Annotated in this window: 22 protein-coding genes, 6 tRNA genes and 3 rRNA genes; 7 read left to right on the forward strand and 24 right to left on the reverse strand. The window is 38.7% G+C overall.

Going from position 1 to position 26,968, the window contains the following annotated elements; translation table 11 throughout:
* Positions 1-90: 90 nt before the first annotated feature.
* Positions 91-534, forward strand: coding sequence for an ArsR/SmtB family transcription factor (locus ACMGE6_RS02425; RefSeq protein WP_414044987.1), 444 nt, complete (start codon positions 91-93; stop codon positions 532-534).
* 29 nt (positions 535-563) lie between these two features.
* On the opposite strand, the gene rocF is transcribed toward ACMGE6_RS02425, so the two are convergent.
* The 13 genes from rocF to ACMGE6_RS02490 all read right to left on the reverse strand — a co-directional run bounded on the left by rocF (position 564) and on the right by ACMGE6_RS02490 (position 10,918).
* Positions 564-1,466, reverse strand: coding sequence for an arginase (gene rocF / locus ACMGE6_RS02430; RefSeq protein ID WP_414044988.1), 903 nt, complete (start codon positions 1,464-1,466; stop codon positions 564-566).
* A gap of 213 nt (positions 1,467-1,679) precedes the next feature.
* A tRNA-Lys gene (locus ACMGE6_RS02435) sits at positions 1,680-1,752 on the reverse strand.
* Positions 1,753-1,757: 5 nt separating this feature from the next.
* Positions 1,758-1,832, reverse strand: a tRNA-Gln gene (locus tag ACMGE6_RS02440).
* Positions 1,833-1,837: 5 nt separating this feature from the next.
* Positions 1,838-1,921: transfer RNA gene (locus ACMGE6_RS02445), tRNA-Tyr, on the reverse strand.
* A 29-nt stretch (positions 1,922-1,950) separates the two neighbouring features.
* Positions 1,951-2,026, reverse strand: a tRNA-Val gene (locus ACMGE6_RS02450).
* A 3-nt stretch (positions 2,027-2,029) separates the two neighbouring features.
* Positions 2,030-2,104, reverse strand: a tRNA-Glu gene (locus tag ACMGE6_RS02455).
* A 4-nt stretch (positions 2,105-2,108) separates the two neighbouring features.
* A tRNA-Asn gene (locus ACMGE6_RS02460) sits at positions 2,109-2,183 on the reverse strand.
* Positions 2,184-2,197: 14 nt separating this feature from the next.
* Positions 2,198-2,312, reverse strand: a 5S ribosomal RNA gene (rrf, locus tag ACMGE6_RS02465).
* A gap of 210 nt (positions 2,313-2,522) precedes the next feature.
* Positions 2,523-5,447 (reverse strand): 23S ribosomal RNA (locus ACMGE6_RS02470).
* 241 nt (positions 5,448-5,688) lie between these two features.
* Positions 5,689-7,240, reverse strand: a 16S ribosomal RNA gene (locus ACMGE6_RS02475).
* The 16S, 23S and 5S rRNA genes sit together here with 6 tRNA genes alongside, the layout of an rRNA operon.
* A 472-nt stretch (positions 7,241-7,712) precedes the next feature.
* Complete coding sequence (locus tag ACMGE6_RS02480) at positions 7,713-9,017, reverse strand: MFS transporter (RefSeq protein ID WP_414054327.1); 1,305 nt, start codon at positions 9,015-9,017, stop codon at positions 7,713-7,715.
* Positions 9,018-9,124: 107 nt separating this feature from the next.
* The gene (locus ACMGE6_RS02485; RefSeq protein WP_414054328.1) at positions 9,125-9,847 is read right to left on the reverse strand and encodes a KinB-signaling pathway activation protein; all 723 of its coding nucleotides are present in this window, start codon (positions 9,845-9,847) and stop codon (positions 9,125-9,127) included.
* A gap of 12 nt (positions 9,848-9,859) precedes the next feature.
* Positions 9,860-10,918, reverse strand: a complete 1,059-nt coding sequence (locus ACMGE6_RS02490; protein ID WP_414044990.1) for an Mrp/NBP35 family ATP-binding protein — start codon at positions 10,916-10,918, stop codon at positions 9,860-9,862.
* Positions 10,919-11,090: 172 nt separating this feature from the next.
* On the opposite strand from ACMGE6_RS02490, the gene ACMGE6_RS02495 reads away from it, so the two are divergent.
* Complete coding sequence (locus tag ACMGE6_RS02495) at positions 11,091-12,548, forward strand: alpha-amylase (RefSeq protein WP_414044991.1); 1,458 nt, start codon at positions 11,091-11,093, stop codon at positions 12,546-12,548.
* A 59-nt stretch (positions 12,549-12,607) separates the two neighbouring features.
* Here ACMGE6_RS02495 and ACMGE6_RS02500 read toward each other — a convergent pair whose 3' ends face one another.
* Positions 12,608-13,072: a SepA family multidrug efflux transporter gene (locus tag ACMGE6_RS02500; protein WP_414054329.1), complete on the reverse strand. Its 465-nt coding sequence runs from the start codon at positions 13,070-13,072 to the stop codon at positions 12,608-12,610.
* Between the two features lie 205 nt (positions 13,073-13,277).
* Here ACMGE6_RS02500 and galE point away from each other — a divergent pair, with 205 nt between their 5' ends.
* Positions 13,278-14,252: a UDP-glucose 4-epimerase GalE gene (galE, locus tag ACMGE6_RS02505; protein ID WP_414054330.1), complete on the forward strand. Its 975-nt coding sequence runs from the start codon at positions 13,278-13,280 to the stop codon at positions 14,250-14,252.
* 59 nt (positions 14,253-14,311) lie between these two features.
* On the opposite strand, the gene ACMGE6_RS02510 is transcribed toward galE, so the two are convergent.
* The 8 genes from ACMGE6_RS02510 to ACMGE6_RS02545 all read right to left on the reverse strand — a co-directional run bounded on the left by ACMGE6_RS02510 (position 14,312) and on the right by ACMGE6_RS02545 (position 21,673).
* Positions 14,312-15,826, reverse strand: a complete 1,515-nt coding sequence (locus tag ACMGE6_RS02510; RefSeq protein WP_414054331.1) for an amidohydrolase — start codon at positions 15,824-15,826, stop codon at positions 14,312-14,314.
* 101 nt (positions 15,827-15,927) lie between these two features.
* Positions 15,928-16,890 carry a KPN_02809 family neutral zinc metallopeptidase gene (locus ACMGE6_RS02515; protein WP_414054332.1) on the reverse strand — a complete coding sequence of 321 codons (963 nt, stop codon included), beginning with the start codon at positions 16,888-16,890 and terminating at the stop codon, positions 15,928-15,930.
* 92 nt (positions 16,891-16,982) lie between these two features.
* On the reverse strand, positions 16,983-18,074 hold the full coding sequence (locus tag ACMGE6_RS02520; protein WP_414054333.1) for an HlyD family efflux transporter periplasmic adaptor subunit: 1,092 nt from the start codon (positions 18,072-18,074) through the stop codon (positions 16,983-16,985).
* A gap of 59 nt (positions 18,075-18,133) precedes the next feature.
* Positions 18,134-18,382 (reverse strand): hypothetical protein, encoded by a 249-nt coding sequence (locus ACMGE6_RS02525; RefSeq protein WP_414047618.1) that lies wholly within the window; start codon positions 18,380-18,382, stop codon positions 18,134-18,136.
* A 10-nt stretch (positions 18,383-18,392) separates the two neighbouring features.
* Positions 18,393-19,574 carry a UTP--glucose-1-phosphate uridylyltransferase gene (locus ACMGE6_RS02530; protein WP_414054334.1) on the reverse strand — a complete coding sequence of 394 codons (1,182 nt, stop codon included), beginning with the start codon at positions 19,572-19,574 and terminating at the stop codon, positions 18,393-18,395.
* Between the two features lie 42 nt (positions 19,575-19,616).
* A complete protein-coding gene (locus ACMGE6_RS02535; protein WP_414047616.1) occupies positions 19,617-20,120 on the reverse strand; it encodes a metal-dependent hydrolase in 504 nt (167 codons plus the stop codon).
* A 217-nt stretch (positions 20,121-20,337) separates the two neighbouring features.
* Complete coding sequence (locus tag ACMGE6_RS02540; protein WP_414054335.1) at positions 20,338-21,006, reverse strand: DNA alkylation repair protein; 669 nt, start codon at positions 21,004-21,006, stop codon at positions 20,338-20,340.
* A complete protein-coding gene (locus ACMGE6_RS02545) occupies positions 20,993-21,673 on the reverse strand; it encodes a hypothetical protein (RefSeq protein ID WP_414047614.1) in 681 nt (226 codons plus the stop codon). Before ACMGE6_RS02545 ends, ACMGE6_RS02540 begins: the two co-directional genes overlap by 14 nt.
* Positions 21,674-21,860: 187 nt before the next feature.
* Here ACMGE6_RS02545 and rarD point away from each other — a divergent pair, with 187 nt between their 5' ends.
* The gene (gene rarD / locus ACMGE6_RS02550; RefSeq protein ID WP_414054336.1) at positions 21,861-22,763 is read left to right on the forward strand and encodes an EamA family transporter RarD; all 903 of its coding nucleotides are present in this window, start codon (positions 21,861-21,863) and stop codon (positions 22,761-22,763) included.
* Positions 22,764-22,784: 21 nt separating this feature from the next.
* Here rarD and ACMGE6_RS02555 read toward each other — a convergent pair whose 3' ends face one another.
* On the reverse strand, positions 22,785-23,966 hold the full coding sequence (locus tag ACMGE6_RS02555) for a CynX/NimT family MFS transporter (protein WP_414054337.1): 1,182 nt from the start codon (positions 23,964-23,966) through the stop codon (positions 22,785-22,787).
* Positions 23,967-24,106: 140 nt separating this feature from the next.
* Here ACMGE6_RS02555 and ACMGE6_RS02560 point away from each other — a divergent pair, with 140 nt between their 5' ends.
* The 3 genes from ACMGE6_RS02560 to ACMGE6_RS02570 all read left to right on the forward strand — a co-directional run bounded on the left by ACMGE6_RS02560 (position 24,107) and on the right by ACMGE6_RS02570 (position 25,539).
* Positions 24,107-24,370: a SunI/YnzG family protein gene (locus ACMGE6_RS02560; protein WP_262996432.1), complete on the forward strand. Its 264-nt coding sequence runs from the start codon at positions 24,107-24,109 to the stop codon at positions 24,368-24,370.
* Positions 24,371-24,487: 117 nt separating this feature from the next.
* Complete coding sequence (locus ACMGE6_RS02565) at positions 24,488-25,204, forward strand: SDR family NAD(P)-dependent oxidoreductase (RefSeq protein WP_414054338.1); 717 nt, start codon at positions 24,488-24,490, stop codon at positions 25,202-25,204.
* A gap of 11 nt (positions 25,205-25,215) precedes the next feature.
* The gene (locus ACMGE6_RS02570; RefSeq protein ID WP_414045005.1) at positions 25,216-25,539 is read left to right on the forward strand and encodes a heme oxygenase; all 324 of its coding nucleotides are present in this window, start codon (positions 25,216-25,218) and stop codon (positions 25,537-25,539) included.
* A 58-nt stretch (positions 25,540-25,597) separates the two neighbouring features.
* On the opposite strand, the gene ACMGE6_RS02575 is transcribed toward ACMGE6_RS02570, so the two are convergent.
* Positions 25,598-26,944, reverse strand: coding sequence for a YjiH family protein (locus ACMGE6_RS02575; protein WP_414054339.1), 1,347 nt, complete (start codon positions 26,942-26,944; stop codon positions 25,598-25,600).
* Positions 26,945-26,968 lie beyond the last annotated feature (24 nt).

Here is a 26,968-nt window from a genome sequence, read left to right on the forward strand (position 1 = left end):
CTTTTAGTGTAATTCGTTGACATAATTGAAGTTTACAAGGATAATATAATTATCTTAATAAAATATGTAATAATACTAAGGAGAAGCGTAATGTTAGATATTTTAGTTATCGAAAACCTTGCTCAATTAAAGTGTGTTAGTGATCCATTTCGTATTAAGCTCTTAGAACTACTATCTATTGAAGCGAAAACAGGTCAGCAACTCGCCGACGAGTTAGAAATCCCACGTGCAAAAATTCATTATCATTTAGCCGAACTCGAAAAACAAGGTATCATTGAATTAGTTAAAACTGAACAAAAGCACAGTATCATCCAAAAATTCTATGCACCAGTGGCTAAACAGATTGTTCCTAATTTAGATTTACTAAAATTCTCACAGGAAGATAGCAAGAAAGATAATCTATCATTCAAGCTTCAAATTGATGAAAAAGATTTTGCTGACTTCAAAAAAGACTTAAAAAAATATGTTAAAAAAGCATCATCTAAAAATGGTGATTCAAGTTATCAAATAAAAATATTCCCTGACCAGAACTAATGGCAGGGAATTTTTTTATTCAATATATACTATAATAATTTCTCACCAAAGAATGAACCTACTAATCCAACAGCTTGTTCAGCCGTTTTATTATAAATATCAATCAGTGGATTAACCTCTACTATCTCAAATGAAGTAATTCTTTCGCTGTCATGTAATAACTCTAAAGCATAATGGCTTTCGCGATAAGTGATACCACCTGGTACTGTAGTACCTGTTCCAGGCGTTTCAACTGGATCTAGTGCATCAACATCTAAAGATAGATGAATACCATCACAACCTTTTAAATGCTCTAATGATTCATCTATAACTTGCCCAATGCCTAAGCGATCGATATCAGCCATTGTATATGTTTTAATGCCAACTTTTTTAATATACTCTTTTTCACCTTCATCTAAGTCACGCATACCGATTAGAACTATATTTTCTACTTTAACTTTATTTTTATAGCCACCGATATTCACTAAGTCTTCATGACCATCACCAATTAACGCACGTAATGGCATACCATGTATATTACCTGATGGAGATGATTCATCGATATTTAAATCACCATGTGCATCATACCAGATAACACCTAAGTTATCGTAATGCTTAGCAATCCCACTGATAGTACCCATCGCGATAGAATGATCGCCACCAATAACTACTGGATAATTACCCTTTTGAACAACCTCATCAACTTTTGTACATAGATCCTCACAGAAAGCAGTCACTTCCTCTAAATTACGTAAACCACCTTGCTCAGATTTATATTTTTTCATATCAATAGCTGGTGATTCAACATTTCCTCTATCTAGTACCGTATGACCGATATTTTCAATTCTTTCAACTAAACCTGCATAACGCATTGCATCAGGTCCCATATTTACTCCTAATTTACGTTGTCCGAATGCACTTGGTGCACCAATAATTTCAATAGTTTTATTCATCATGTTATCCCCTTACTCCAAAGTTTTTAAATTATCTGACTAATATAATTCTATAGAACTCTATATCAATATTCAATATTTTTATGCATAAATGAATAAAATGGATATTTATGTATTTAAATGAAAACGTATTCATAGATGATAAAAATAAAAAATTAAAAAATAGTATGTAAAAAAAACAAAAAAAATTCACCCCGTAGGGTGAATTAATGATGAGCCATAGAGGATTCGAACCTCTGACCCTTTGATTAAAAGTCAAATGCTCTACCAACTGAGCTAATGGCTCTAAAATGGCTGGGCTAGCTGGATTCGAACCAACGAGTGACGGAGTCAAAGTCCGTTGCCTTACCGCTTGGCTATAGCCCAATAGATGGTGGAGGGGGGCAGATTCGAACTGCCGAACCCGAAGGAGCGGATTTACAGTCCGCCGCGTTTAGCCACTTCGCTACCCCTCCGTATATGTAATTCAAAAGTTTCAAAAAAATGGTGGAGGATGACGGGCTCGAACCGCCGACCCTCTGCTTGTAAGGCAGATGCTCTCCCAGCTGAGCTAATCCTCCAAATGGTGACCCCTACGGGATTCGAACCCGTGTTACCGCCGTGAAAGGGCGGTGTCTTAACCGCTTGACCAAGGGGCCTAAATGGCTCCACAGGTAGGACTCGAACCTACGACCGATCGGTTAACAGCCGATAGCTCTACCACTGAGCTACTGTGGATAAATATAAAAATTGCCCGGCAACGTCCTACTCTCGCGGATCGTAAGACCAACTACCATCGGCGCTAGAGAGCTTAACTTCTGTGTTCGGTATGGGAACAGGTGTGACCTCTCTGCCATCGTCACCAGACAAATGAAAGATATGATATCCAGTTTCAACTCGCTGTCTTTCATCATTTTCTAAGCCTCTATAAAATCCTGACGGATTTTATATCGCCTTATCAAAAATGACTCAAGCCATAACGCTCGTTTCCACTTTTAACATTATACTTTCAAAACTAGATAAACTTAAGAAGAAATATGATGTACCAAACATCACCGTGCAAAAAATCTTATAAAATTGATTAAGTCTTCGATCGATTAGTATTCGTCAGCTCCATACATTACTGTACTTCCACCTCGAACCTATTAACCTCATCATCTTTGAGGGATCTTATAACCGAAGTTGGGAAATCTCATCTTGAGGGGGGCTTCATGCTTAGATGCTTTCAGCACTTATCCCGTCCATACATAGCTACCCAGCTATGCCGCTGGCGCGACAACTGGTACACCAGAGGTATGTCCATCCCGGTCCTCTCGTACTAAGGACAGCTCCTCTCAAATTTCCTACGCCCACGACGGATAGGGACCGAACTGTCTCACGACGTTCTGAACCCAGCTCGCGTACCGCTTTAATGGGCGAACAGCCCAACCCTTGGGACCGACTACAGCCCCAGGATGCGATGAGCCGACATCGAGGTGCCAAACCTCCCCGTCGATGTGAACTCTTGGGGGAGATAAGCCTGTTATCCCCGGGGTAGCTTTTATCCGTTGAGCGATGGCCCTTCCATGCGGAACCACCGGATCACTAAGTCCGTCTTTCGACCCTGCTCGACTTGTAGGTCTCGCAGTCAAGCTCCCTTGTGCCTTTACACTCTGCGAATGATTTCCAACCATTCTGAGGGAACCTTTGAGCGCCTCCGTTACTCTTTAGGAGGCGACCGCCCCAGTCAAACTGCCCGCCTGACACTGTCTCCCGCCACGATAAGTGGCGCGGGTTAGAAAGTCAACACAGCCAGGGTAGTATCCCACCAACGCCTCCACGTAAGCTGACGCTCACGTTTCAAAGGCTCCTACCTATCCTGTACAAGCTGTGCCGAATTTCAATATCAGGCTGCAGTAAAGCTCCACGGGGTCTTTCCGTCCTGTCGCGGGTAACCTGCATCTTCACAGGTACTATGATTTCACCGAGTCTCTCGTTGAGACAGTGCCCAAATCGTTACGCCTTTCGTGCGGGTCGGAACTTACCCGACAAGGAATTTCGCTACCTTAGGACCGTTATAGTTACGGCCGCCGTTTACTGGGGCTTCAATTCGTAGCTTCGCTAATGCTAACCACTCCTTTTAACCTTCCAGCACCGGGCAGGCGTCAGCCCCTATACGTCACCTTACGGTTTTGCAGAGACCTGTGTTTTTGATAAACAGTCGCTTGGGCCTATTCACTGCGGCTCTTCAAGGCTTGCACCCTAAAAAGCACCCCTTCTCCCGAAGTTACGGGGTCATTTTGCCGAGTTCCTTAACGAGAGTTCGCTCGCTCACCTTAGAATTCTCATCTTGACTACCTGTGTCGGTTTGCGGTACGGGCACCTAATTTCTAACTAGAGGCTTTTCTTGGCAGTGTGAAATCAACGACTTCGCTACTATTATTTCGCTCCCCATCACACCTTGACCTTAAGAGTACCGGATTTGCCTAATACTCAGTCTCAGTGCTTGGACGTACATAACCAACAGTACGCTTCGCCTATCCTACTGCGTCCCCCCATCGTTCAAACAATCTTAGGTGGTACAGGAATATCTACCTGTTGTCCATCGCCTACGCCATTCGGCCTCGGCTTAGGTCCCGACTAACCCAGAGCGGACGAGCCTTCCTCTGGAAACCTTAGTCAATCGGTGGACGGGATTCTCACCCGTCTTTCGCTACTCACACCGGCATTCTCACTTCTAAGCGCTCCACATGTCCTTGCGATCATGCTTCGACGCTGCTTAGAACGCTCTCCTACCATTGTCCTACGGACAATCCACAGCTTCGGTAATATGTTTAGCCCCGGTACATTTTCGGCGCAGCGTCACTCGACTAGTGAGCTATTACGCACTCTTTAAATGATGGCTGCTTCTAAGCCAACATCCTAGTTGTCTGGGCAACGCCACATCCTTTTCCACTTAACATATATTTTGGGACCTTAGCTGGTGGTCTGGGCTGTTTCCCTCTCGACTACGGACCTTATCACCCGCAGTCTGACTCCCGTGTTAAATTATTTGGCATTCGGAGTTTGTCTGAATTCGGTAACCCGAGGGGGGCCCCTAGTCCAAACAGTGCTCTACCTCCAATAATCATCACACGAGGCTAGCCCTAAAGCTATTTCGGAGAGAACCAGCTATCTCCAGGTTCGATTGGAATTTCTCCGCTACCCACACCTCATCCGCTCACTTTTCAACGTAAGTCGGTTCGGTCCTCCATTCAGTGTTACCTGAACTTCAACCTGGACATGGGTAGATCACCTGGTTTCGGGTCTACGACCTGATACTCATTCGCCCTATTCAGACTCGCTTTCGCTACGGCTCCACATATACTGCTTAACCTTGCATCAAATCGTAACTCGCCGGTTCATTCTACAAAAGGCACGCCATCACCCATTAACGGGCTCTGACTACTTGTAAGCACACGGTTTCAGGTTCTATTTCACTCCCCTTCCGGGGTGCTTTTCACCTTTCCCTCACGGTACTGGTTCACTATCGGTCACTAGAGAGTATTTAGCCTTGGGAGATGGTCCTCCCGGATTCCGACGGAATTCCACGTGTTCCGCCGTACTCAGGATCCACTCAGGAGAGAACAACTTTTCGACTACAGGGCCTTTACCTTCTATGGCTGACTTTTCCAAAGTCATTCGTCTAAACTGTTCCTTTGTAACTCCGTATTGAGTGTCCTACAACCCCAGAATGCAAGCACTCTGGTTTGGGCTCTTCCCGTTTCGCTCGCCGCTACTAAGGGAATCGAGTTTTCTTTCTCTTCCTCCGGGTACTTAGATGTTTCAGTTCTCCGGGTGTGCCTTCTCATATACTATGTATTCATATATGGATAACATGACATAACTCATGCTGGGTTTCCCCATTCGGAAATCTCTGGATCAAAGCTTACTTACAGCTCCCCAAAGCATATCGTCGTTAGTAACGTCCTTCGTCGGCTTCTAGTGCCAAGGCATCCACCGTGCGCCCTTAATAACTTAATCTGTTATTAATAATTGTGATGTTTATACATTGCTGTATAAACGCGCGATTTTTTTAAGAATTCAAAAATGAACTCACTCGGTTTTGCTTGGTAAAATCTTTTATTTCTTCTTACTTTATCTAGTTTTCAAAGTACAATTGAATGTAAGGACCATCGGTCCTATAAACATTCAAAACTGAATACAATATGTCAAACGTTATTCCGAAGGAATTTCAAGAATTCCTTTTCCGTAATATCCTTAGAAAGGAGGTGATCCAGCCGCACCTTCCGATACGGCTACCTTGTTACGACTTCACCCCAATCATCTGTCCCACCTTCGACGGCTAGCTCCTAAAAGGTTACTCCACCGGCTTCGGGTGTTACAAACTCTCGTGGTGTGACGGGCGGTGTGTACAAGACCCGGGAACGTATTCACCGTAGCATGCTGATCTACGATTACTAGCGATTCCAGCTTCATGTAGTCGAGTTGCAGACTACAATCCGAACTGAGATTGGTTTTATGGGATTTGCTTGACCTCGCGGTTTTGCTGCCCTTTGTACCAACCATTGTAGCACGTGTGTAGCCCAAATCATAAGGGGCATGATGATTTGACGTCATCCCCACCTTCCTCCGGTTTGTCACCGGCAGTCTCTCTAGAGTGCCCAACTTAATGATGGCAACTAAAGATAAGGGTTGCGCTCGTTGCGGGACTTAACCCAACATCTCACGACACGAGCTGACGACAACCATGCACCACCTGTCACTTTGTCCCCCGAAGGGGAAAGCTCTATCTCTAGAGTTGTCAAAGGATGTCAAGATTTGGTAAGGTTCTTCGCGTTGCTTCGAATTAAACCACATGCTCCACCGCTTGTGCGGGTCCCCGTCAATTCCTTTGAGTTTCAGTCTTGCGACCGTACTCCCCAGGCGGAGTGCTTAATGCGTTAGCTGCAGCACTGAGGGGCGGAAACCCCCCAACACTTAGCACTCATCGTTTACGGCGTGGACTACCAGGGTATCTAATCCTGTTTGATCCCCACGCTTTCGCACCTCAGCGTCAGTTACAGACCAGAGAGCCGCCTTCGCCACTGGTGTTCCTCCATATCTCTGCGCATTTCACCGCTACACATGGAATTCCACTCTCCTCTTCTGTACTCAAGTCTCCCAGTTTCCAATGACCCTCCCCGGTTGAGCCGGGGGCTTTCACATCAGACTTAAGAGACCGCCTACGCGCGCTTTACGCCCAATAATTCCGGATAACGCTTGCCACCTACGTATTACCGCGGCTGCTGGCACGTAGTTAGCCGTGGCTTTCTGGTAAGGTACCGTCAAGGTACGTTCAGTTACTAACGTACTTGTTCTTCCCTTACAACAGAGTTTTACGATCCGAAAACCTTCTTCACTCACGCGGCGTTGCTCCGTCAGACTTTCGTCCATTGCGGAAGATTCCCTACTGCTGCCTCCCGTAGGAGTCTGGGCCGTGTCTCAGTCCCAGTGTGGCCGATCACCCTCTCAGGTCGGCTATGTATCGTTGCCTTGGTGAGCCGTTACCTCACCAACTAGCTAATACACCGCAGGTCCATCTATAAGTGACAGCAAAACCGTCTTTCACTATTGCTTCATGCGAAGCTAAATATTATCCGGTATTAGCTCCGGTTTCCCGAAGTTATCCCAGTCTTATAGGTAGGTTACCCACGTGTTACTCACCCGTCCGCCGCTAACGTCAGGAGTGCAAGCACTCCATCTGTTCGCTCGACTTGCATGTATTAGGCACGCCGCCAGCGTTCATCCTGAGCCAGGATCAAACTCTCCATAATAGTTTGTTTGATAATGCTCTTTAATTGCTTATGGCAATCACTCTTGGGAGTGAACTAAGTTCACTCAAATTATTGGAATTAACGTTGACATATTGTCATTCAGTTTTCAATGTTCATTTTTTTCGCGTTACAAGAATTAATTATAACATAACTCAAATCTCTTTGCAACACTTATTTTAAAGAAGTTTTACACTCGTTGTTTACTTCGTTTCGCCTTTCAACTCACTCAGTATCACAAGCAGTAATTTAACTTGCTTTATTATATTACTCCGTTAAGAACAAAGTTTCAAGTATTAGTTTTACACTTTTTCATTTATTCTTTTTGGATGATTTAAAGCTGTGTATCACTTGTTTTCAGCGACTTTTATATCTTATCAAGATGCATGTCTTTCGTCAACACTTTTTTAAATCTTTTTTTAAAAAAATTAAAACCTTTATTTCAAGTGATGTTTTCTTGAAATAAAGGTTAGTATTAAACGTGTTTAGACTTGAAGTATAACTCGTAGATAACGATTAGACCGCCTGCAACTGCAGCACCAAATATCATATTATTATCGATACCGTTAAATCCACCATTGTAATAGATGATTGACATAATAATCGATCCTGTCGTTGAACCAATAAACTTCAGTAAACTATATGTACTCATCATACTTCCAAGTTGATGCGGTGCAGCACTCTCCTGAATAGTTACAATATTTTTTGTAAATACTGTTCCAAATGATAATCCCAGGAATGCTGATGCTATTGTGACAGCTATTGCTGAATCAAAAATGAAGATGATAAGGCTACCTATTATCATATAGATGAAACTTAATTGATAGATTCTCTTCACCGGCAACTTTGTTTCGATATGTTTAAGGATAAACGTTGAAAGTAACCAGAATATCGAGATGGTAAACGTCGTTAAGCCTGCAAGCAAAGGCGTAAGTCCCTTTTCTGTTTGAAGATAGATTGGTAAAAAGATATTTGTTCCCATCATAATAATGGCATACAGCATATCTGTCCCCATGACAATACCGATTGTCTTTGTAAATGCTTTGACCGGTATAAATGGATGCTCCAGGCCTTTTTCAAATTTCACAAATATGATTAATAGTATTACTGCTATGATAAACATTAATAAGTGCATCATCCAGTTTATCTGAAGTAACATTGCACAGAGTAATATCGCAAGGAACACATAAAATAGCATTAATCCTTTAAAATCAAAAGGTGTATGATGCGTTGTTTCTTCGAACTGAAAATATTTAACGACTAAATAAATTGCAAGTATAGCTAAAGGAACATTTACATAGAATAAAAAGCTCCAATTCAAGTAAGTTAAGATAACTCCACCTAGTATCGGACCAACGATACTCGATATTCCCCAGACAGATCCAACAATCCCCATCACTTTATATCGATAAGGAATTTCAAATGCTATTTTAGGAATAATGTTCCCCATCGTCATCATGATACCCGCTCCCGCACCTTGAATAAATCTTGAAATTAAAAGCATCGGGAAAGTAAACGATAAACCCGATAACATACTTCCCAAAATAAATATCACAACGCCTGTTAACATTAAGCGCTTCGCACCAAGCCGCTTCATTAATTCACCAACTAATGGTGTAATCATTACTATAGATATCATATATGTGGTAAATATAAGCGCTAACGACTTCGAGGCATCTAAATCCTTTCCGATTGCAGGGGTTGCAAGAGAAATAATCGATGTCTCAATCGCACTCATAAACATAATGATGACCAGTGCACTTATGAGTCCTCTTTTCATTTTGTTCCTCCATTTAAAAAATCAGATTAAACAAACGTCTAATCTGATGATAATTTTCTAATTTTTATTTTTGTATTATAAGCTTGCTTTAAACCTATTCTTTTATACTACTTTCTTTTCTTTTGTTTCTTCTTACGTGATACTACTTGCGTTTTTGGTGACTTGTTGGTGATTGTCTTTTGTTCAGCTGGTTCTTCCCAGGTTCCACGCGCAATCTTACGTGCCTTACGTTCCTCGTATGACAAACGATTGTACTTTGGTAAAGACAATAGCTGAAATGCATTACATAATAATAAGCTGAATATCGTACAGTATAACCACATCATGTCCTTAACCTTCAAAAACGGGATAAGTTCGACTGTTGTCATAACAACCATAAAGAACATTGCCGGGATAAATACATTCTTTCCTGTCAGTTTATTCTTATATAATGCGACTGCTATACCAAAGATTACGATGAGTATTGGAATCCAAATAAACTTTAAAATATCTCCGTCTTGTTTGCCAAAACGTAAATATCTAAAATAAACCAAATCAATAATCGCAAATAATATAATCACTACCTGAATAGCGTTCCATCCACTTTTGAAGATACTTTGACCCATTTGGTGGATGAATAAGTACGCAAAAAATGCGAGTTGTGAAATAGAAGCGATGAGTAATCCGTAGCCCATAAACCAGATAAGTGCTGCGAAAAATTCACCCATCTCACCCTTCACCAGATATACCGTAAGCTTATCGTAACCAAATACTAAACTCACTAATACTGTGCAGATGAGTCCAATCAACAAAGTTATACCGTAAAATTTACCTAAATTCTTTAAAGTCACTGCTATACCTCTTTATTTATCTTCTGTTTTATTGATGATGCGTTGCGCGATATCAAGATATGCTTGTCCTAACTGATGATCCTCACCATATACTGATGGTGCGAATTCTTCTTCAGACCAATCGGGTTGTGCAAGTGGTAGTTGGCCTAATAATTCAGTATTCAATTCAGATGCAAGCTTATCTCCGCCACCTTTACCAAATACATATTCTTTCTCACCTGTTACTTTACTTTCAAAGTAAGACATATTCTCAACAACACCTAAAATTTCGTGGTCTGTATGTAAAGCCATTGCACCTGCACGCGCTGCTACAAATGCTGCTGTTGGGTGAGGAGTCGTTACGATGATTTCTTTACTTTTTGGTAACATTGTATGGACATCAAGTGCCACGTCACCTGTTCCAGGTGGTAAGTCTAATAGGATATAATCTAACTCTCCCCAGTTTACTTCCTGGAAGAAGTTATTAATCATCTTACCTAACATAGGTCCACGCCAGATAACTGGTGTATTCTCTTCTACGAAAAATGCCATAGAAATTACTTTAACCCCAAAGCGTTCAACTGGTTTAATACGGTCTCCTTCAATTTCAGGTTTCTCAGAAATCCCCATCATATCTGGTACGCTGAAGCCATATATATCTGCGTCTACTAATCCAACACGTTTTCCTAATCGCGCTAAAGCAACAGCTAAATTAACTGATACCGTAGATTTCCCTACCCCACCTTTACCAGAAGCAATTGCAATAAAGTTCACATTATTTTCTGGCGAAAGTAATTTTTCAATTTCTGACGTTGATACACCACGAAACTTTTCTAATGCTGCATCGTCTAATTGTTCAAAGCGTAAACCTACAGTATTCGCACCATTCTCTTTTAACACTTCAACAATCTTCATTTGCAGATCAAGCTGTTCCTGACCGCCTGTCTTAGCAATCGCCACTTTCACTGATACGTGATTTTTTTCTTCTTTTATTGTGACTTCTTTAACGCCACCTGTTTCTTTTAATGGTACATTAACAATTGGATCATTTAAATTACCGACTAATTCACTTACTTGTTCTTTAGTTAACACATTCAACGCCCCTTCTTCTGCTCTAATAGCTATAGTTTAACAAAAGATGAGCACTTTGTATAAATTAATTTCTTAAGGTATCATTTTATGATACAAATTTTATAACGAAATATATATTGAATGTAAAATCAATTAATGGGTATAGATAATAAAAAATTTAAAGGAGACTCTTATGACTAGAAACTACACAATCATGCAATACTTCGAATGGCACTCTAATGGTGATGGCAATCACTGGAACAGACTTAAAGAGGAAGCCGCTTCATTAAAAGAAAAAGGTTTCGATGCAATATGGCTTCCTCCAGCAACAAAAGCTGATCATGTGATGAATACTGGTTATAGTGTCTATGATTTATATGACCTCGGTGAATTCGACCAAAAAGGACAAGTGAGAACAAAATATGGTACGAAAGAAGAATTGATCGCTGCTATAGAAGCCCTACACAAACACGACATTAAAGTCTATGCAGACGTTGTATTAAATCATAAAGCTGGCGCTGATGAAGCTGAAACTGTAAGTGTGGTTGAAGTTGATCCGAATGACCGTACGCACGAAATATCTGAACCATTTGAAATTGACGCTTTTACAAAGTTCTATTTTCCTGGACGCAATAAGAAATATAATGATTTCGAATGGAATCATACACACTTTAACGGTACTGATTACGACCATAAGACAGGACGCTCAGGCATCTTTAAAATCTTAGGCGAAAATAAAGACTGGAATGAATATGTTGACCAGGAAAAAGGTAATTTCGATTATTTAATGTTTACCAATGTTGATTATCAGCATCCGCAAGTCAGAGAAGAAACTATCGAATGGGGTAAGTGGTTTATTGATACATTAAATATTGATGGTATGCGTATGGATGCTGTCAAACATATTGAAAGTTATTTCATTAGAGACTTTGTTCATGCGATGCGTGAGCATAAAGGAGAGGACTTTTATTTTGTCGGTGAATTCTGGAATCCAGATTTAGAGGTTAATGAAAACTTCCTGGATGAAGCTGAATACAGCCTTGACTTGTTTGATGTCAGACTTCATTTCAATTTCAAAGCCGCTTCAGAAGGCGGTGCTGCTTATGACTTACGTCAAATCTTCGATGGCACACTTGTTAAGGAAAATCCTGAACATGCTGTGACCTTCGTAGATAATCATGACTCACAACCTGGTGAAGCGTTAGAGTCATTTGTACAGGATTGGTTTAAACAATCAGCTTATGCCATTATTCTGTTACGTGAAGATGGATATCCATGTGTATTTTACGGAGATTACTACGGCATTGGCGGTGACCATCCGATCGAGGGTAAACAAATGGCCATCGACCCACTGCTTTACGTGCGTGATTTAAAAGCGTATGGTCAGCAAGATGACTATTTCGATCATCCAAATGTTGTAGGATGGGTCAGACGAGGTTATGCTGAAGACAAATCAGGATGTGCAGTGATTATCAACAATAGTGAAGAACCTGCAGAAAAGCAGATGCATGTTGGCATCGAGCGCGCAGGTCAAACCTGGTATGATTACACTGATACAATAGAAGAAGGTATCATTATCGATGAAGAAGGTAACGGGGTATTTAAAGTTAATCCTGGTAGTGTTTCCGTCTATTGCGAGAAAGAATTATAAAATAAAAAAATGATGACCGGTAAATGGATTTTTACCGGTCATCATTTTTTTCATTCCCCTTAATCTTTATTCAAATCCTTACTATCCGGATAAAAAATTTCTGTTAAATAGTACAGTACACTGATTACTACTAAAATAACTAAAAAGTTAATGCGTATATGCTGGTAATTAATATGTACTCCAAAATAAAACACAATTGTCGATAATCCTACAGTTAAGAAATGAAAGTACCACCCTTGAAAATATTTATTTTCCGGATACATACGTTTTACATCATCTAAAATATATTCAATCACAACAAGCAGAAAATAACCGATAGCTATGTACGAACCATAATAAAAGCTATTATCTACTACGTTTTCGTTATATGTAAATTCAGCCAGTTTAAGATAAATCAGGATTCTGCTTAATCCATACATCCCAAATATCAGCATTAATATAAATGCCCCACCAGAGATGAGTACAACTGATAAAACAAATAAAATTGTCAGTAGCGAACCCTTAGGGAATTTAAATTGTTTCATCTTCTGGCCTCCTTATAAATTTCCAATTCCCGTTTATCAATTAATTATTCTTAATATAGATTAACAAAGTATTTAAAAATTGTGTAAAATAAAATAAATAAGAATTTTATTTTACGTTTCAGTAAAATTTATACTTTTAATCTTTGTTAAAGTCAATTTTATTGTATAATAAAGGAATAACTTAATCGTTAAAGGAGATTTACGTATGAACACTATATTGGTTACTGGTGGTGCTGGTTATATTGGTTCACATACCGTTACGAAATTACTTGATGCGAATTATAATGTAATCGTAGCGGACGACCTATCTACAGGACACAGAGAAGCAGTTGATAGTCGTGCAAAGTTTTATCAATGTGACGTTAGTGATGAAAAAATTTTTTCTAAGATTTTTGATCTGGAAAACATTGACGCAGTCTTACATTGTGCCGGAAAAATCGTTGTAAGCGAGTCGGTTAAGGACCCATTAAAATATTTTGAACATAATGTATGTGGTTTAAATAATGTATTACGTGTGGTTGCTAATAAAGGTATAGATAAGTTCATGTTTTCTTCTACAGCTTCTATTTATGGTAATAATTCTTTCAATATTAAAGCTGTGGAATCTACACCTATCGCACCAACCAATCCCTATGCAGAGTCAAAGCATATCGGCGAACAAATGATTCACTGGATCAGTGAACGATATGGTATCAATTACGTAATCTTCAGATACTTTAACGTAGCAGGTGCAATGCTTGATGGCTCAAACGGATTACGCACAAAAAATCCTACACATCTTATTCCATCGATCAATAGTACTTTACTAGGTAAACGAGAAGTATTTGAAATTTTTGGAGATGATTATAAAACAGAGGATGGTACTTGCATCCGTGACTTTATCCATGTATTCGATTTAGCAAAGGCACATCAGCTGGGTATGGATTATTTATTTAATAACGGAACTTCAACAGTCTTTAATCTTGGTACTGAGCAAGGTTATTCTGTAAAGCAAGTTGTTGATGCAGCTCAAAAAGTTACAGGCTTAACTTTAAATCACAAAATATCAGAACGTCGTGGCGGCGATCCTGATTTTGTACTAGCTGATGCGACGAAAGCACGCGCTACACTCAACTGGACGCCGGAATATACACTGGATGATATGATTCTTTCGGATTACAACTGGCGTAACAAATTATAATTTTAAAAAACTTAACCCTAACCTTATTTCAATTAAGAAATGATAAGGTTAGGGTTCTTTTATGCTTGATACACAATTTTCCCGTCTATCACGGTCATTGCAACTTCAATTCGATGAATGTCACCCTTGTCAACTTCAAATGGATTTTCCTTTAGAATCGTGAAGTCTGCTATTTTACCTGATTCAATTGTTCCGAAATCTGTCACTCCCGCAACCTTTGCTGCTTCTGTCGTATACAACGAGATTGCTTCATAAACACTTAAAGCTTCATCCATATTATAACCGGTACTTTCATCATCTGTTGATTTACGGTTAACTGCTGCAGCTATCCCGTACAGCGGCCTAAAGTTTTCAATCGGACTGTCTGACCCACCACCGCATATAATGCTATTATTTAAAAGCGTTTTCCAGGGATAACTATATCGGACTCGATGCATTCCTACTCTATCAATCGCCCACGGAAAATCTGATGCAACAAACATCGGCTGAATATCACAAATAACATTCAATCGACGCATTCTGTCAATCAAATCCGCTCTTAAAAAGCTCACATGAATCAAACGATCTCTGCCTGATGTCGGCGGATTATCTTCTATTGCATCCAGCACCATCTCGACTGCTTTATCACCTATCATGTGAACAGCAATATTCACATTTAAATCACGGGCGTGCTGCACTTTAGCTGCTAATTCATCCTCAGTTAATATTGCCAGGCCATTCGTTGACGGATCATCACTATATGGTTCACTAAACAGAGCAGTTCTCCCGCCCAATGCTCCGTCCATATAAAACTTCATAGCATCCGGTCTGAAGTAGTCATTATATTGAAAATCACTTTTTAACACATCATCAATCACATCCGCATGACGTAAAATATTTAACCTGAAAGGATTGTCTTCATTGATAACATTTCGATATGCATTCAGTACATCAGAAAAACTTTGATAATAAGCTAAATCTTCGGTATGTACTCCTGTTAATCCTACCTGCGTCAACTGACTCACTGCATATGCAACGTGGCGTGTCAGTGAAGATTCATCTTCACTACTTGCGATATCCAGCATACGTTCTATCGCATTATCATGCACCCATCCGTTGAGTAACCCATCCGTTCGTTCGTAATGTCCACCGGGAATATCTTCAACATCTTCTGTAATATTAAAATATTGAAAGACACTTGAACTTACCACTGCTGCGTGTCTGCACACCCGTTTAATGATTACTTTTTTGTGGGTTATATCATCAATTTCTTTATTTGTAAGCTTATAACCACCTAATTGATTCTCGTTATAACCTTCACAAATCAAAAATGCATCGTCATCCAGTTGTGACGCCGCCTGACGCAGTTTCTCCTTAATAACACGAATGTCTGTGTCTTCTTTAAAATTAACACTACGTAATGCAATACCTGTGCCTACGAGATGGAGATGTGTGTCCACAAAACCGGGAAACATTGTCTTCCCTTTAAGATCAATATATTGTACACCTTCAAGCTCAGGTACAGAGTCATATACAGCAGTAATTCTGTTCCCTTCAACAAGCACTGCTTCAACACGTTCCGCTTCACAATTCATCGTATAAATACAACCGTTAAAATATAGCTCCAGAATAATCCCTCCATAATAAAAAAGATGGGGCGGACATTTCGCCCAGCCTCATCCTTAATATCGATTCATTAAAATTCTAATCCTAACGCTTTAAACGTATCGCCTTGACTAAAGTCACCAGCTTCGTAACCTTTCTTAAACCACTTCATACGATCTGCACTTGAACCATGAGTAAATGTATCAGGATTTGCTCTACCGATTGCTTTCTCCTGAATTGTATCGTCACCTACAGCATGAGCAGCCTTAATCGCTTCCTCTAAGTCACCTTCATCAGTGTAACCCATTTCTTGTGCATGCTTTGCATACACACCTGCAAAGTAGTCCGCTTGTAACTCAACAGCTACAGAATATTTATTGTATTCAGTTTCAGACAGCTGATTTCTTAATTGATGGAACTTCGGTAAGATACCTAATTCGTTTTGAACGTGGTGACCAACTTCATGCGCAATAACGTATGCCATCGCAAAATCACCAGGTACATCAAACTTCTGATCTAATTCATCCATAAATGATAAGTCAATATATACTTTCTGATCATTCGGGCAATAGAAAGGTCCCATTTGAGCACTTGCATTACCACACCCTGAGCGTACACCACCTGTATAAAGGACTAATTTTGGCTCAGTATATGTTCTATCATATTTCTTGAACAATTCATGCCATACATCTTCAGTATCCTTTAATACAACTGAAGCAAACTGACCACGTTCATCTAAAGATTTCTCAGTCTTACTGTCCACTTGCTGATCTTCTTTCTTCACGTTTCCAGTATCAAAAGGATTATCCTGTGACCCAGAACCACCGTTTGAAGAACCGTTACCTTGTGTTTGTTCCTGTGGTGCAGGTGACTGTCCGCCACCCATATAGTCCATTGGATTACCACCCATTAAAGCAATGATGATCATAATAATGATACCGAAGCATCCTAAACCACCGCCACCAATTACCATTGGACTACCGCCAGAGAATCCTCCACCTGATCCTCTTGCATCTTCTACATTTGAACTACCTTCTCGACCTTGCCACTGCATATATGTTCCCCCTAATCGGTAGATTTCTTAATTCATAAGTTAATATTTATTACCCAGAATTAATACATTGCAATCATCATTTTAAATAAATATTATTTAAAAGCTCTAATTGCATCGACTGTAGAAAGACCCTCTGTCACAAGGTATTGGCCGCTCACGTGACGGCTGACTGTGACTTTTTCTTCATTGAGCTGATCCCCATATACTTTTCTGACATAATATTTATGTTCAGGTTCTGCTAATTTTTTCTTATCTTTATGGGTGATAACTTCCTTCTTAATATAACGTTCAGGTAACCATACATGATTTTTATAAGAGAGATGCACTTTAACTTTCATCTTGTCTCCTACATACAGATGTTTCGACTGATTAAGCCCACCTTGATATAAGAAACGTTGTTCTTTAGCACCCGGATCAATAGCTATATGTTCATATGCATCAATCGTGCCACTGTATGTCTTGTCTTTGTTCAGTTCGTGCTTTGCATCAAACTTCAAATCCTGCTCCAGAAAATCAATCTGCTTGCGTCCAACTGTACCCTCAACAAAATATTTGTCGTCAGATACAATAATAATCGGTTGTTGTTGTCTCTTATCAGAGAATCTTTCGATTTGTGCTTTATTAAGTTTTACGACTTTGCCGTCAGTACTTGCTTTTACAGTTAAATTCTCAATTTTACTTGAAATCTGCTGTTGCTTTTCCTTTAAGATATCTATGTTGTTTTCTGCTTTCGTCAGTTCAGAATCCAGCCAGTTGAGCTGTGCTTCAATCTCATTTAATTTACTGTCAGATGATGTTTCATTCTGCATCATCTCCATCGCCATGATTTGGCCCTCAATCTGATCTTTATCAATCATTTTATTATCTAATGACAGTCCTACTTCCTTCTCTTTAGAAAAGAGTGCTTCATTTGCATACGTAAATAGAGGATCCCCTTTTTGAACCGTATCACCTAACTTTACATGTACTTGAACAGGTTGTTTCTGACTACCGTTCTGATAATACGTCGATAAATTCTGTTTTACTCGTCCGTTCAGATTTAATACGTGTGTTTTTATACGATTATCAATTTCAATTGTATTCTTCTTTTCCTGATGATTTAAATATAAAAATATGCCACTTGCTATGATTAAGCCCAACACAATCAGTGATAAGACCAACGGTAAAAACCACTTCTTTTTCATCTTCCACACACGCCCTATAATTATATTTCAACCACTAAAATAAAACTTGTTATTGCTTATTATTTTATAATGCGATCTTCATCTGATTTAATATGTGCATTAAAATCTTTCATATCAATCTTCTTTTGAGATTGATAGTATTTATATGTTAAGAAAGCAAGCATAAATGCAGCAAATAACGAAACAAACCCCATCCAGCTCACTTCCCCGCGTCCTGGCCCGATAATATAGTAAAATGCCAGGTAGAAATTAATCGCTACTAATACGAGCATCATGATAATGACATAAATATGCGTTTTCGACTTCACAGCAATCCTCCTACAATAAATGATTATTGATTAAGTCCTGGCGTGCAGTCTCAATACTATCTTTACCGACCTTATTCTTAAGTGGACTGAATTCACTTGCGCGATCCACCTGTAACGTCTTAAATGACTTTCCGTAACGGAAGATATCAAAATAGAATTTCTCAAATTTTAACGTCGACTGTTTTACAAGATTTAAATCTGCATCTAGTTGTTCTAAATTTTTAATAGCCAGGTGATATGGTAATTCACTTTCAGCATGTTTCATTAAATAATCAAGTTTAAAGATATGAATACCGATATTTGCATTACGATACGTATTTTCTTCACCTTCCGGTAATTCCGTATATTCCATTACTTGTTTAACGCCGTCAACCTCAATAACGCGGCCCACACTTTCGTTATCTTTAGCAGCAATCGTCTTAGTCGTTACATCAGCTGCACTTTCTACAGCTAAACCACAAAGAATTGGATCTAACACTTTTACTAAAACATTATCAATATTATTGATATATAAATATTCTACGCCTTTTGCTTTTAATGCAGCATTGACACCCGACTTATCAAGCGCTTCAAATATACCGCCGTTACCATTCGGTGTAGTTAATAGTTGCTGATCTTTATTAAGTAACAATTCTCCCGCTTCGCTTAATGCAACAACATTCGGTTGCTTGAAGAATGTGATGTTCTCTTTAGGCATACCAAAATAATGATGTGCTTCAAAATAAGCAATTGTTTCATCGTGATTGATATCACTTGTCATAATCGTCCATGGAATGTTGATGTGATATGCTTCGTTATAAGCAATGATTTGTTCTGCCTGCATTGCAAATAAACTCTTACCATCAAATTCAAACGTCCCTTTTGGACCAGGGTGTTCTAAGCGTGTCCCTTGTCCACCTGCCATAAGTATCGGTGCAACTTTAAGCTGCTTAATCGCTGCAATCCCTTTCTCTTTATATGTATTTAACATTTCGTCAGACATTTCATCTTTAATAATCGTCTCTACATCCTTAATCTCACCACGAGGTAATGATACTTCACGATTAACATAGACTTGCTCATATAAATCTTTAATCGCATCAAAGTCCTGTGCTGATAATGCACCTTCTAATTGTTGTTGTTTGTCCTGTTCGATTTCATTGAATTGTTTTGATAAAGTTATGTGACCGTATTGATTAAGTTTATTGAACATGTGAGCGCTCCTTATGAGTTATTTATTCATATTTTATCACGATTAGTTTAGCCATACTAACGTTCTGTGAAACATTTCAGTATAAAATAAGTACATTGTAAGTACACTAAACGTAGTAGCCAGTGAAACATCTAAAATACCACCGGTTTTAAAGGTAAAGGGAAACACAATTTTTGTGCTGATTGGAAAGAATAGCGTGACCCCGCGAGGTGTAAGCATGTCTAAGACAAGATGACTGATTATACCGAGTACCGCACTAATAATATATATGGTTTGCACATCAAGTAAAATTAATGCAATACCTGTTATCAGAATAAAAAATATAGAATGCGTTAACGTACGATGCCCAAATATAAGTGCAATAATTGTACTTAGCGGCCATATTTTCTTACCAATCTTACTACCGGCATGACAAATATCAGGGATAATACTAAATAAAGCAGAAGTACCTAATATGCCGGCAAAAGTGCTAATATCATGTGCAACGCGCATCGCATATGTTGTGCCGATAAGAATGCCTAGTGCAATATGCGTTTTTCCTGTCATATGACACACCTCCTCCATATTTGACACTTTTGTGAAAACAATCACATTTCATTGCAATTCTTAATACATATAATTATACTAATATTATAACTTAATGAGTATTAAATAAATGAAATAACCCCCTTTATTTCGCCCAACTCATTCAAATCAATCATGTGAATCATATCGCATGTAATAAAGCACCCTCCATATTGAATATGGAGGGTGCTTTATTTAATCATTTTGACAACCATTTCAGCGCTTCACGTGATGATAACGGAGACAAATTATTCTCCTTAACAAAGTCTATTACAAATTGGGCATTCGTCTTAGAGTACTCACGTAAGACCCATCCAATGGCCTTGCGTATAAAAAATTCCGACTCATCTTTAGTGTTTACTATCAAGTCCTTAAGTAAGGCTTCATTCATCTTGTTCTTATATTTCAGCTGATGCAATAGACTCGCTCTCTGTAACCAGAAGTTATCTGATTGATTCCACTCGCGCATTATGCGCTCTCCTGCGATGCGGTCTTTCAGGACGATATCACCCACAATATTTGGTGCAATAGTATCTATTGAATCCCACCAGCTATGCGTTGTTATAAGACTTTCAAGATAAGGCAGATCTCCTGCATCAAAAAACCTGGCATTTTTATTCAGAATAATCATTCCGATATAATGATATTCACGTTCAGCTTGTTTGAAGCAATCATTCACTAACACTTTTGTTGCTTCTTTCGTTGCAGGTAACCCCACCTTAAATAATTGTTTCATGATGGGTGCTGTCACGCTTTTGGGAATGCCGAGAAACGGAAAATTATTTTTCATATAGCTTGCCATCTTTTGACTGTTTTCATCATTACACATTGGCTCATATGCCGCTTTAATCAGATCAATTGTTAGCATTTGTTGTCTCCTGAGATGCAGATCGAACCTTGGCATTAGAGACTTCTTTCGTATCGGTCTTACTCTTTGTTTCAGTAGACTTATTATTTTCAATCGATTGATTATCTACTGCTTCAGTCGTTTTTGGTGGTTCAACACTCGGTTTAGGTTCCGTTGACTTAGCAGGCTTCGCCGGAATTACTTCTGTGGCAATCGGTACGTTAGTCTCCTGTTCGTTGGTAACAGGTTCTTTTTGTTTAATCACTTTTTCTGACGTATTCACTTCTTTTTGAATATTGCACTGGCCACTCTGACAAATGTAACCTTCACTTGTTAAGTTATTCCATGCCTTAGAATATTCCGCTGTATTCACAATCTCCTGACAATCTGCTGTATGTTCCTTGCCCGGGGTAATTAAACATAAACGCGCCATGTTATAACGTTCAGTGTCATAAGATGCTGTCGTTTGTGAGGCCGTAGCAGTAGCAGTGCTGTCTTTTTTCGGCTGTTTTGATTGCTTATCATGTTTTTTAGATGTTTTCTTCTTTTCTTTTTGAGGTTGCTCTTCTTTTGGTGGTTTAATTTTCACTTCAATATCAGGCGATTTCTCTTTAGAATCGTTATCTTCCGCCTTACCACATGCACAAAGAATGACTGCAATAAATAGAACACTCATCCATTTTTTCATTTGTTCTCTCCTTAAATGTATGAATTATGATACATACAATGTAAGTATTATACCACATGTCTGCTAAATGTGTAGAAGTACCATAAATCATCAAATGAAGAGCACTTCAAAGGCAAAGTTAATCCTTCATTTGATAAGATAGTAGTACTGATAAAATGATTTATGCCAAATTTTAAGGAGAGATACTATGCAGGAGAACACTAAAGGGATATGGTATGCAGCTTTAGCTTATTTTTTGTGGGGAATACTCCCTACTTACTGGCGTTCTGTCAATACCTTTAACCCCTATGAAATACTTTTCCATCGCGTTGTTTGGTCAGCGCTATTTATGGTGATACTCATTATCTGTCTAAAGAAATGGTCAACTTTTCGTGCAGATACAAAAGCGTTATTTCACCGAAAAAAAGAATTACTCGCACTATTTATCGCAAGTCTTGTGATCATGGTTAACTGGGGGATATTTATCTGGGCTATCAATAATCATCATGTTTTGCAGGCAAGTCTGGGTTATTATATTAATCCGCTCATGAGTATTGCACTTGGCTTCCTCTTTATGAAAGAGCGTTTTAATAAACTTGAAATTCTCGCAATAATACTTGCTGCAATTGGCGTATTGTTTATGACTGTAAAGGGAGGAACTTTCCCTTATATTTCAATTATTTTAGCTGCAAGCTTCGCATTATATGGACTGATGAAAAAGTATGTCCATATCGATGCTATTTACAGTATTGCACTCGAAACAATCATTACACTTCCAATTGCATTTTTAGGTATCGGCTTTTTAGCTCAACAAGGTGAAAATCATTTCGGAATCAATCATACAAGTTTTCTTATTTTATTTGCCGGTGCTGCTACAGCAATTCCACTCATTTTGTTTACAGCAGGGGCAAAACGCATTCCGCTATCGCTCATTGGCTTTTTACAGTATATTTCACCGACACTAATATTATTACAAGGCGTATTTTTATTTGGAGAACCCTTTAATTTAACAGATTTCTTAACTTTTCTATTTATATGGTTAGGTCTTATTCTGTATAGTTACAGCAAATTCATTCAATTTAAAAGCATGCAACGTAAAAAAATGCTCTAGCCAAATTGGCATGAGCATTTTTTAGTCAAAAATATATTTATTTTCACTTGAACGGTAGGCAAAGTAAAACATCGTAAGTGTGATGATAAAAAACATGATAAAACTTGGCACATGACTATTAAACATATCATGCAGATATCCCATTATCATTGGACCTGGTGCCGCAACAAAATAACCAATTGATTGACTGAACCCTGATAGCGCGATGGCATCCTCAGTTGATTTTGCACGTAGTGAGAAGAATAGCATACATAAACTAAATGCCGCACCTCCTGCAAGTCCTGTAGCAATCATGGCAATGACGATAAAGGTGGTCTGCTTAAAGAGCAACGCACTAAAACCAATTAAAAATAAACCTGTAAACATAAAAACAAGCGGACGTTGATGCTGCATCTTCATCGCGATAATCGGCATTAAGAAAGTCATAGGAAGCTGCGCAAACTGATTGAGCATTAAATAGTAGCCAGCGGTCTGCTGATCAACACCATAAGACATTAAGATATCCGGAAACCACGTTACTGTCGAGTAAAAATTCATAGATTGAAAGCCCATCATTAGTGCGATGGCTATCGCAAGCTTTGAACGATAAATTGGACGACGATGCTCACTCACTGCAAGTTTTGGATTAAACTTTAACTGAGGGATCCAGAGCACTATACCAATGACACTAAATATAATCCAGAATCCTAAAGAAAATTGATAACCTCCGTTATTAATTTTACTTAAAGGAACACTGAGTCCTCCTCCAAGACCTGCAGTCATGTTCATCGTTGCGGCAAATACACCTGTCATAAGACCCATCTGTAATGGAAAGCGCCACTTGATAAAACTTGGTAAAATCACATTCCCCACTGCAATACCTATACCAATAAGTACCGTACCAGTAAATAACATATAAACATTCGGTATAATTCTAATGAATAGACCGAGTAATAAAATTAACATACTAATCAATAACGTCATACTCATGCCTAGGTAACGTGATATACGTGCCACAAACGGAGAAATCAATCCAAACATAATTAATGGGATGGTTGTCAGCATACCCAGCAATGCATTGGGTAGACTTAAAGCATGTCCAATATCTGAAATCATCGGACCAATTGCAGTTAGTGGTGCGCGCAGTGTTGAAGCCACAACAATAACACCTGCCAACAAGAGGAATAACTGAGTTTTTTTATTCACATAAATCTTCCTTTTCACTTATATTTACTCCAATATTTTCAATTCAATCATAACACGTATTTTTCATCTTTTTTCGTGAAAAAACATCAGTTTAATTGTAAGTCGTTAAAAAAAGGGGTATATTTATGGTATCAAATAAATAAGGATGTGTATTAAAAATGGCAATGAGAATTACTAAAAATGATAAAGAAGTAAACATCAAATGGCGTGTTGCTGACATCACAATTCCGAACGAAGACATCTTAAGCGTAAAAGAAGATACTAATATTTACGCAGGTGCAGATGAAAATAACGACGAAAAAGTAGTACGTATCGGTTCAACTTTCGGTAAAACTAATCGTATCCTTTTAGAAACTAAAGATAAAAAATATATCATCTATACGCATAACGATAAAAAAATTATTAACGAATTAAATAAGTAATGAATAGTCACCACACTTAGCAGAGTGTGGTGTTTTTTTATATAGACTCAAAGGTTATCATTATGTCTAAACCTGCTGATTTGATACTATAATCATGAACACTAAGGAGGTATGTCAATGGAACGATTAAAAGATAAAGTTGCTCTAATTACCGGTGGCTCAAGTGGCATTGGCTTAGCGATTGCAAAATCACTGGCGCAAGAAGGCGTTCATATCGCTATTACCGGCCGTAATTTCGAAAAGCTCGAAGCTGCGATAACTGCACTCGATGTATATGATGTCGAGACAACAGCAATCGTATGTGACAGCAAGAATATCGAAGATATAAAAGCTTGTGTTGCACACACGATGGAAACATTTGAACGTATAGATATATTAGTCAATAATGCAGGCATCATGAAAAATGCACCATTCCTTGATACTAGTGAGACTATACTTGATGAACTAATGCAGACAAATGTATATGGCCCGTTTAGATTTATGCAGGAAGTCGCACCCATCATGATCAAACAAAAAAGTGGCGACATCGTTAATATGAGTTCCATGTCAGCAGTGAATGCAACTGCAAACTCAAGTGCATATTCAGCAACGAAGTTTGCCTTGTCAGGTATGTCTGATAGCTTTATGAGAGAAATGCGTCCGCACAACATTCGTACTTTCCTCATTCATCCATCAGCTGTACTTACTGATTTAATCGGTGAACCTACACTTGAACCTGAAACGATGACACACCCAGAAGATATCGCTGAGGTCATCATCAGTCAATTAAAATTGAATCGTCGTACATTTGTAAAACAAAATCAAATATGGGCAACGAACCCCGTTCAAAAATAAGGAGGATATTCATGTATATCGTAACGAACAGAATTAAGATGAAAAAAGGATTTGCAGAAAAGATGGCACCTATGTTTACAAAAGGTGGCGACATTACGCAGTTAAAAGGATTCCATAAGATTGAAACATGGTCAATTCAAAACTTACCTGAATATGATGAACTACACGTGAACACATGGTGGGAAACATTAGAAGACTTTGAAGCATGGAAGACAAGCGATGCATTCAAAAAAGCACACGGCGAACGTGCAAACAAGTCAGATGCGGAGAAAAAAGAATCACCAATGCTCGGTTCTGAAATTGTAATTGCCAAACTTGAGACGGAAGTTAAATAAAAATAGAGGCTTGACTGATGCATTCAATGTCATCAGCCAAGCCTTTTATCATATTTATTTAAAAAATTAAATGTCCAATCAGTGTAATAATCGGTAAACAAATGATTGTTCGCATCAGAAAGATTACAAATAATTTCGGTAAACTAACAGGAATCTTCGAGCCTAAAATAACCCCTCCAACTTCTGATAGATAGATTAATTGAGAAATACTGAGCGCACCAATAACAAAACGCGTTAATTCTGATTTAACATCAGAAATCAGTATAGAGGGTAAGAACATGTCTGCAAATCCAATGAGCACAGTTTCGGAGGCAGCTTTAGCGTCAGGAATATGCAGCAAATCAAATAACGGCACAAATGGTAAGCCGATAATAGAAAAGAAATCCGTATGTTCAGCAACAATTGTTGCGAGTGTGCCTATCGCCATTACTACAGGTAACACGGCAAACCACATATCTCCAACCGTTTTCACACCAGATAACCAGAATAACTTCCAGCCTGGTGCTTTTATAGCTTTAACAGTTGCATTATGCAATCCATAACTAATAATAGTGTGTCCATCAGGCGTTGTTTCATCAATCACTTCTGTACTGCCATCTGCATAATGATCAGGTACTTTAGATAAAGGCCAGATACGTGGCATAATCATTGCTGCAATTAAACATGAAACGATGACCGTTCCATAAAATGCAAAGAAGTGATTCATCAGATCAACTTGTTTACACACAATAATCGCAAATGTAATCGATACAACTGAAAATGAAGTTGCTATAACAGTTGCTTCTCGTCGTGTAAAAAAATTCCCTTCGTATTGTTTGGATGTAATCATTACCCCTACCGTGCCATCCCCGATAAACGATGCTAAGTTATCCACTGCAGAACGACCTGGTAAAGTAAACAACGGGCGCATGACTTTTGAGAACATTGGTCCTAAAAACTCTAATAAACCATAATCCATTAAAAACGGCAGGAAAAGTCCTGCAAATAAAAATACGGCAATCAAAGTCGGTAGTAATCCGCCGTATATTAACTGACCGGTCTCTTTAGTATCTACAAATGGAATATTTGTGTTGAAATACACGATTGTCGCAAATACTGCTCCAATTAATCGGACAATAAACCAGATAATATTGACATTAAATAGCGTATTAAAGTAAGAAGTTTTCGGCTTACTGATAAAGCTACAGTAAAATGTCAGAACGATAGATATCATTATGACACTATAAATTAATGTTGGTGTTGCCTTACCGAGTATTTTTAGCAGCCACTGTGCCAGCACTGCTACCGGAAGACTTGTTTCACCATTCACTTCCAGAGGTGTTAAAAATAAAAATATACCAAAAAGACTTAATATAATAAACTTCAATCGACCTATCTTCCATGTCTTCGAATCGTATTGTTCCATGTTTATCTCCTTTTTTTATGCAAT

This window comes from Macrococcus equi, assembly GCF_047426745.1.
In the GTDB taxonomy this organism is placed as follows: domain Bacteria; phylum Bacillota; class Bacilli; order Staphylococcales; family Staphylococcaceae; genus Macrococcoides; species Macrococcoides equi.

What these genes read in the sequence shown, in the direction of transcription:
- ACMGE6_RS02510 (WP_414054331.1), bottom strand. Translation starts at nt 15,826, where the DNA reads ATGAATTGTGAAGCGGAACGTGTTGAAGCAGTGCTTGTTGAAGGGAAC.
- ACMGE6_RS02480 (WP_414054327.1), bottom strand. Translation starts at nt 9,017, where the DNA reads ATGAAAAGAGGACTCATAAGTGCACTGGTCATCATTATGTTTATGAGT.
- ACMGE6_RS02560 (WP_262996432.1), top strand. Translation starts at nt 24,107, where the DNA reads ATGGCAATGAGAATTACTAAAAATGATAAAGAAGTAAACATCAAATGG.
- ACMGE6_RS02425 (WP_414044987.1), top strand. Translation starts at nt 91, where the DNA reads ATGTTAGATATTTTAGTTATCGAAAACCTTGCTCAATTAAAGTGTGTT.
- ACMGE6_RS02575 (WP_414054339.1), bottom strand. Translation starts at nt 26,944, where the DNA reads ATGGAACAATACGATTCGAAGACATGGAAGATAGGTCGATTGAAGTTT.
- ACMGE6_RS02540 (WP_414054335.1), bottom strand. Translation starts at nt 21,006, where the DNA reads ATGCTAACAATTGATCTGATTAAAGCGGCATATGAGCCAATGTGTAAT.
- ACMGE6_RS02545 (WP_414047614.1), bottom strand. Translation starts at nt 21,673, where the DNA reads ATGAAAAAATGGATGAGTGTTCTATTTATTGCAGTCATTCTTTGTGCA.
- rocF (WP_414044988.1), bottom strand. Translation starts at nt 1,466, where the DNA reads ATGAATAAAACTATTGAAATTATTGGTGCACCAAGTGCATTCGGACAA.
- ACMGE6_RS02500 (WP_414054329.1), bottom strand. Translation starts at nt 13,072, where the DNA reads ATGAAACAATTTAAATTCCCTAAGGGTTCGCTACTGACAATTTTATTT.
- ACMGE6_RS02565 (WP_414054338.1), top strand. Translation starts at nt 24,488, where the DNA reads ATGGAACGATTAAAAGATAAAGTTGCTCTAATTACCGGTGGCTCAAGT.
- ACMGE6_RS02530 (WP_414054334.1), bottom strand. Translation starts at nt 19,574, where the DNA reads ATGTTCAATAAACTTAATCAATACGGTCACATAACTTTATCAAAACAA.
- ACMGE6_RS02570 (WP_414045005.1), top strand. Translation starts at nt 25,216, where the DNA reads ATGTATATCGTAACGAACAGAATTAAGATGAAAAAAGGATTTGCAGAA.
- ACMGE6_RS02515 (WP_414054332.1), bottom strand. Translation starts at nt 16,890, where the DNA reads ATGCAGTGGCAAGGTCGAGAAGGTAGTTCAAATGTAGAAGATGCAAGA.
- ACMGE6_RS02495 (WP_414044991.1), top strand. Translation starts at nt 11,091, where the DNA reads ATGACTAGAAACTACACAATCATGCAATACTTCGAATGGCACTCTAAT.
- ACMGE6_RS02520 (WP_414054333.1), bottom strand. Translation starts at nt 18,074, where the DNA reads ATGAAAAAGAAGTGGTTTTTACCGTTGGTCTTATCACTGATTGTGTTG.
- ACMGE6_RS02535 (WP_414047616.1), bottom strand. Translation starts at nt 20,120, where the DNA reads ATGACAGGAAAAACGCATATTGCACTAGGCATTCTTATCGGCACAACA.
- galE (WP_414054330.1), top strand. Translation starts at nt 13,278, where the DNA reads ATGAACACTATATTGGTTACTGGTGGTGCTGGTTATATTGGTTCACAT.
- rarD (WP_414054336.1), top strand. Translation starts at nt 21,861, where the DNA reads ATGCAGGAGAACACTAAAGGGATATGGTATGCAGCTTTAGCTTATTTT.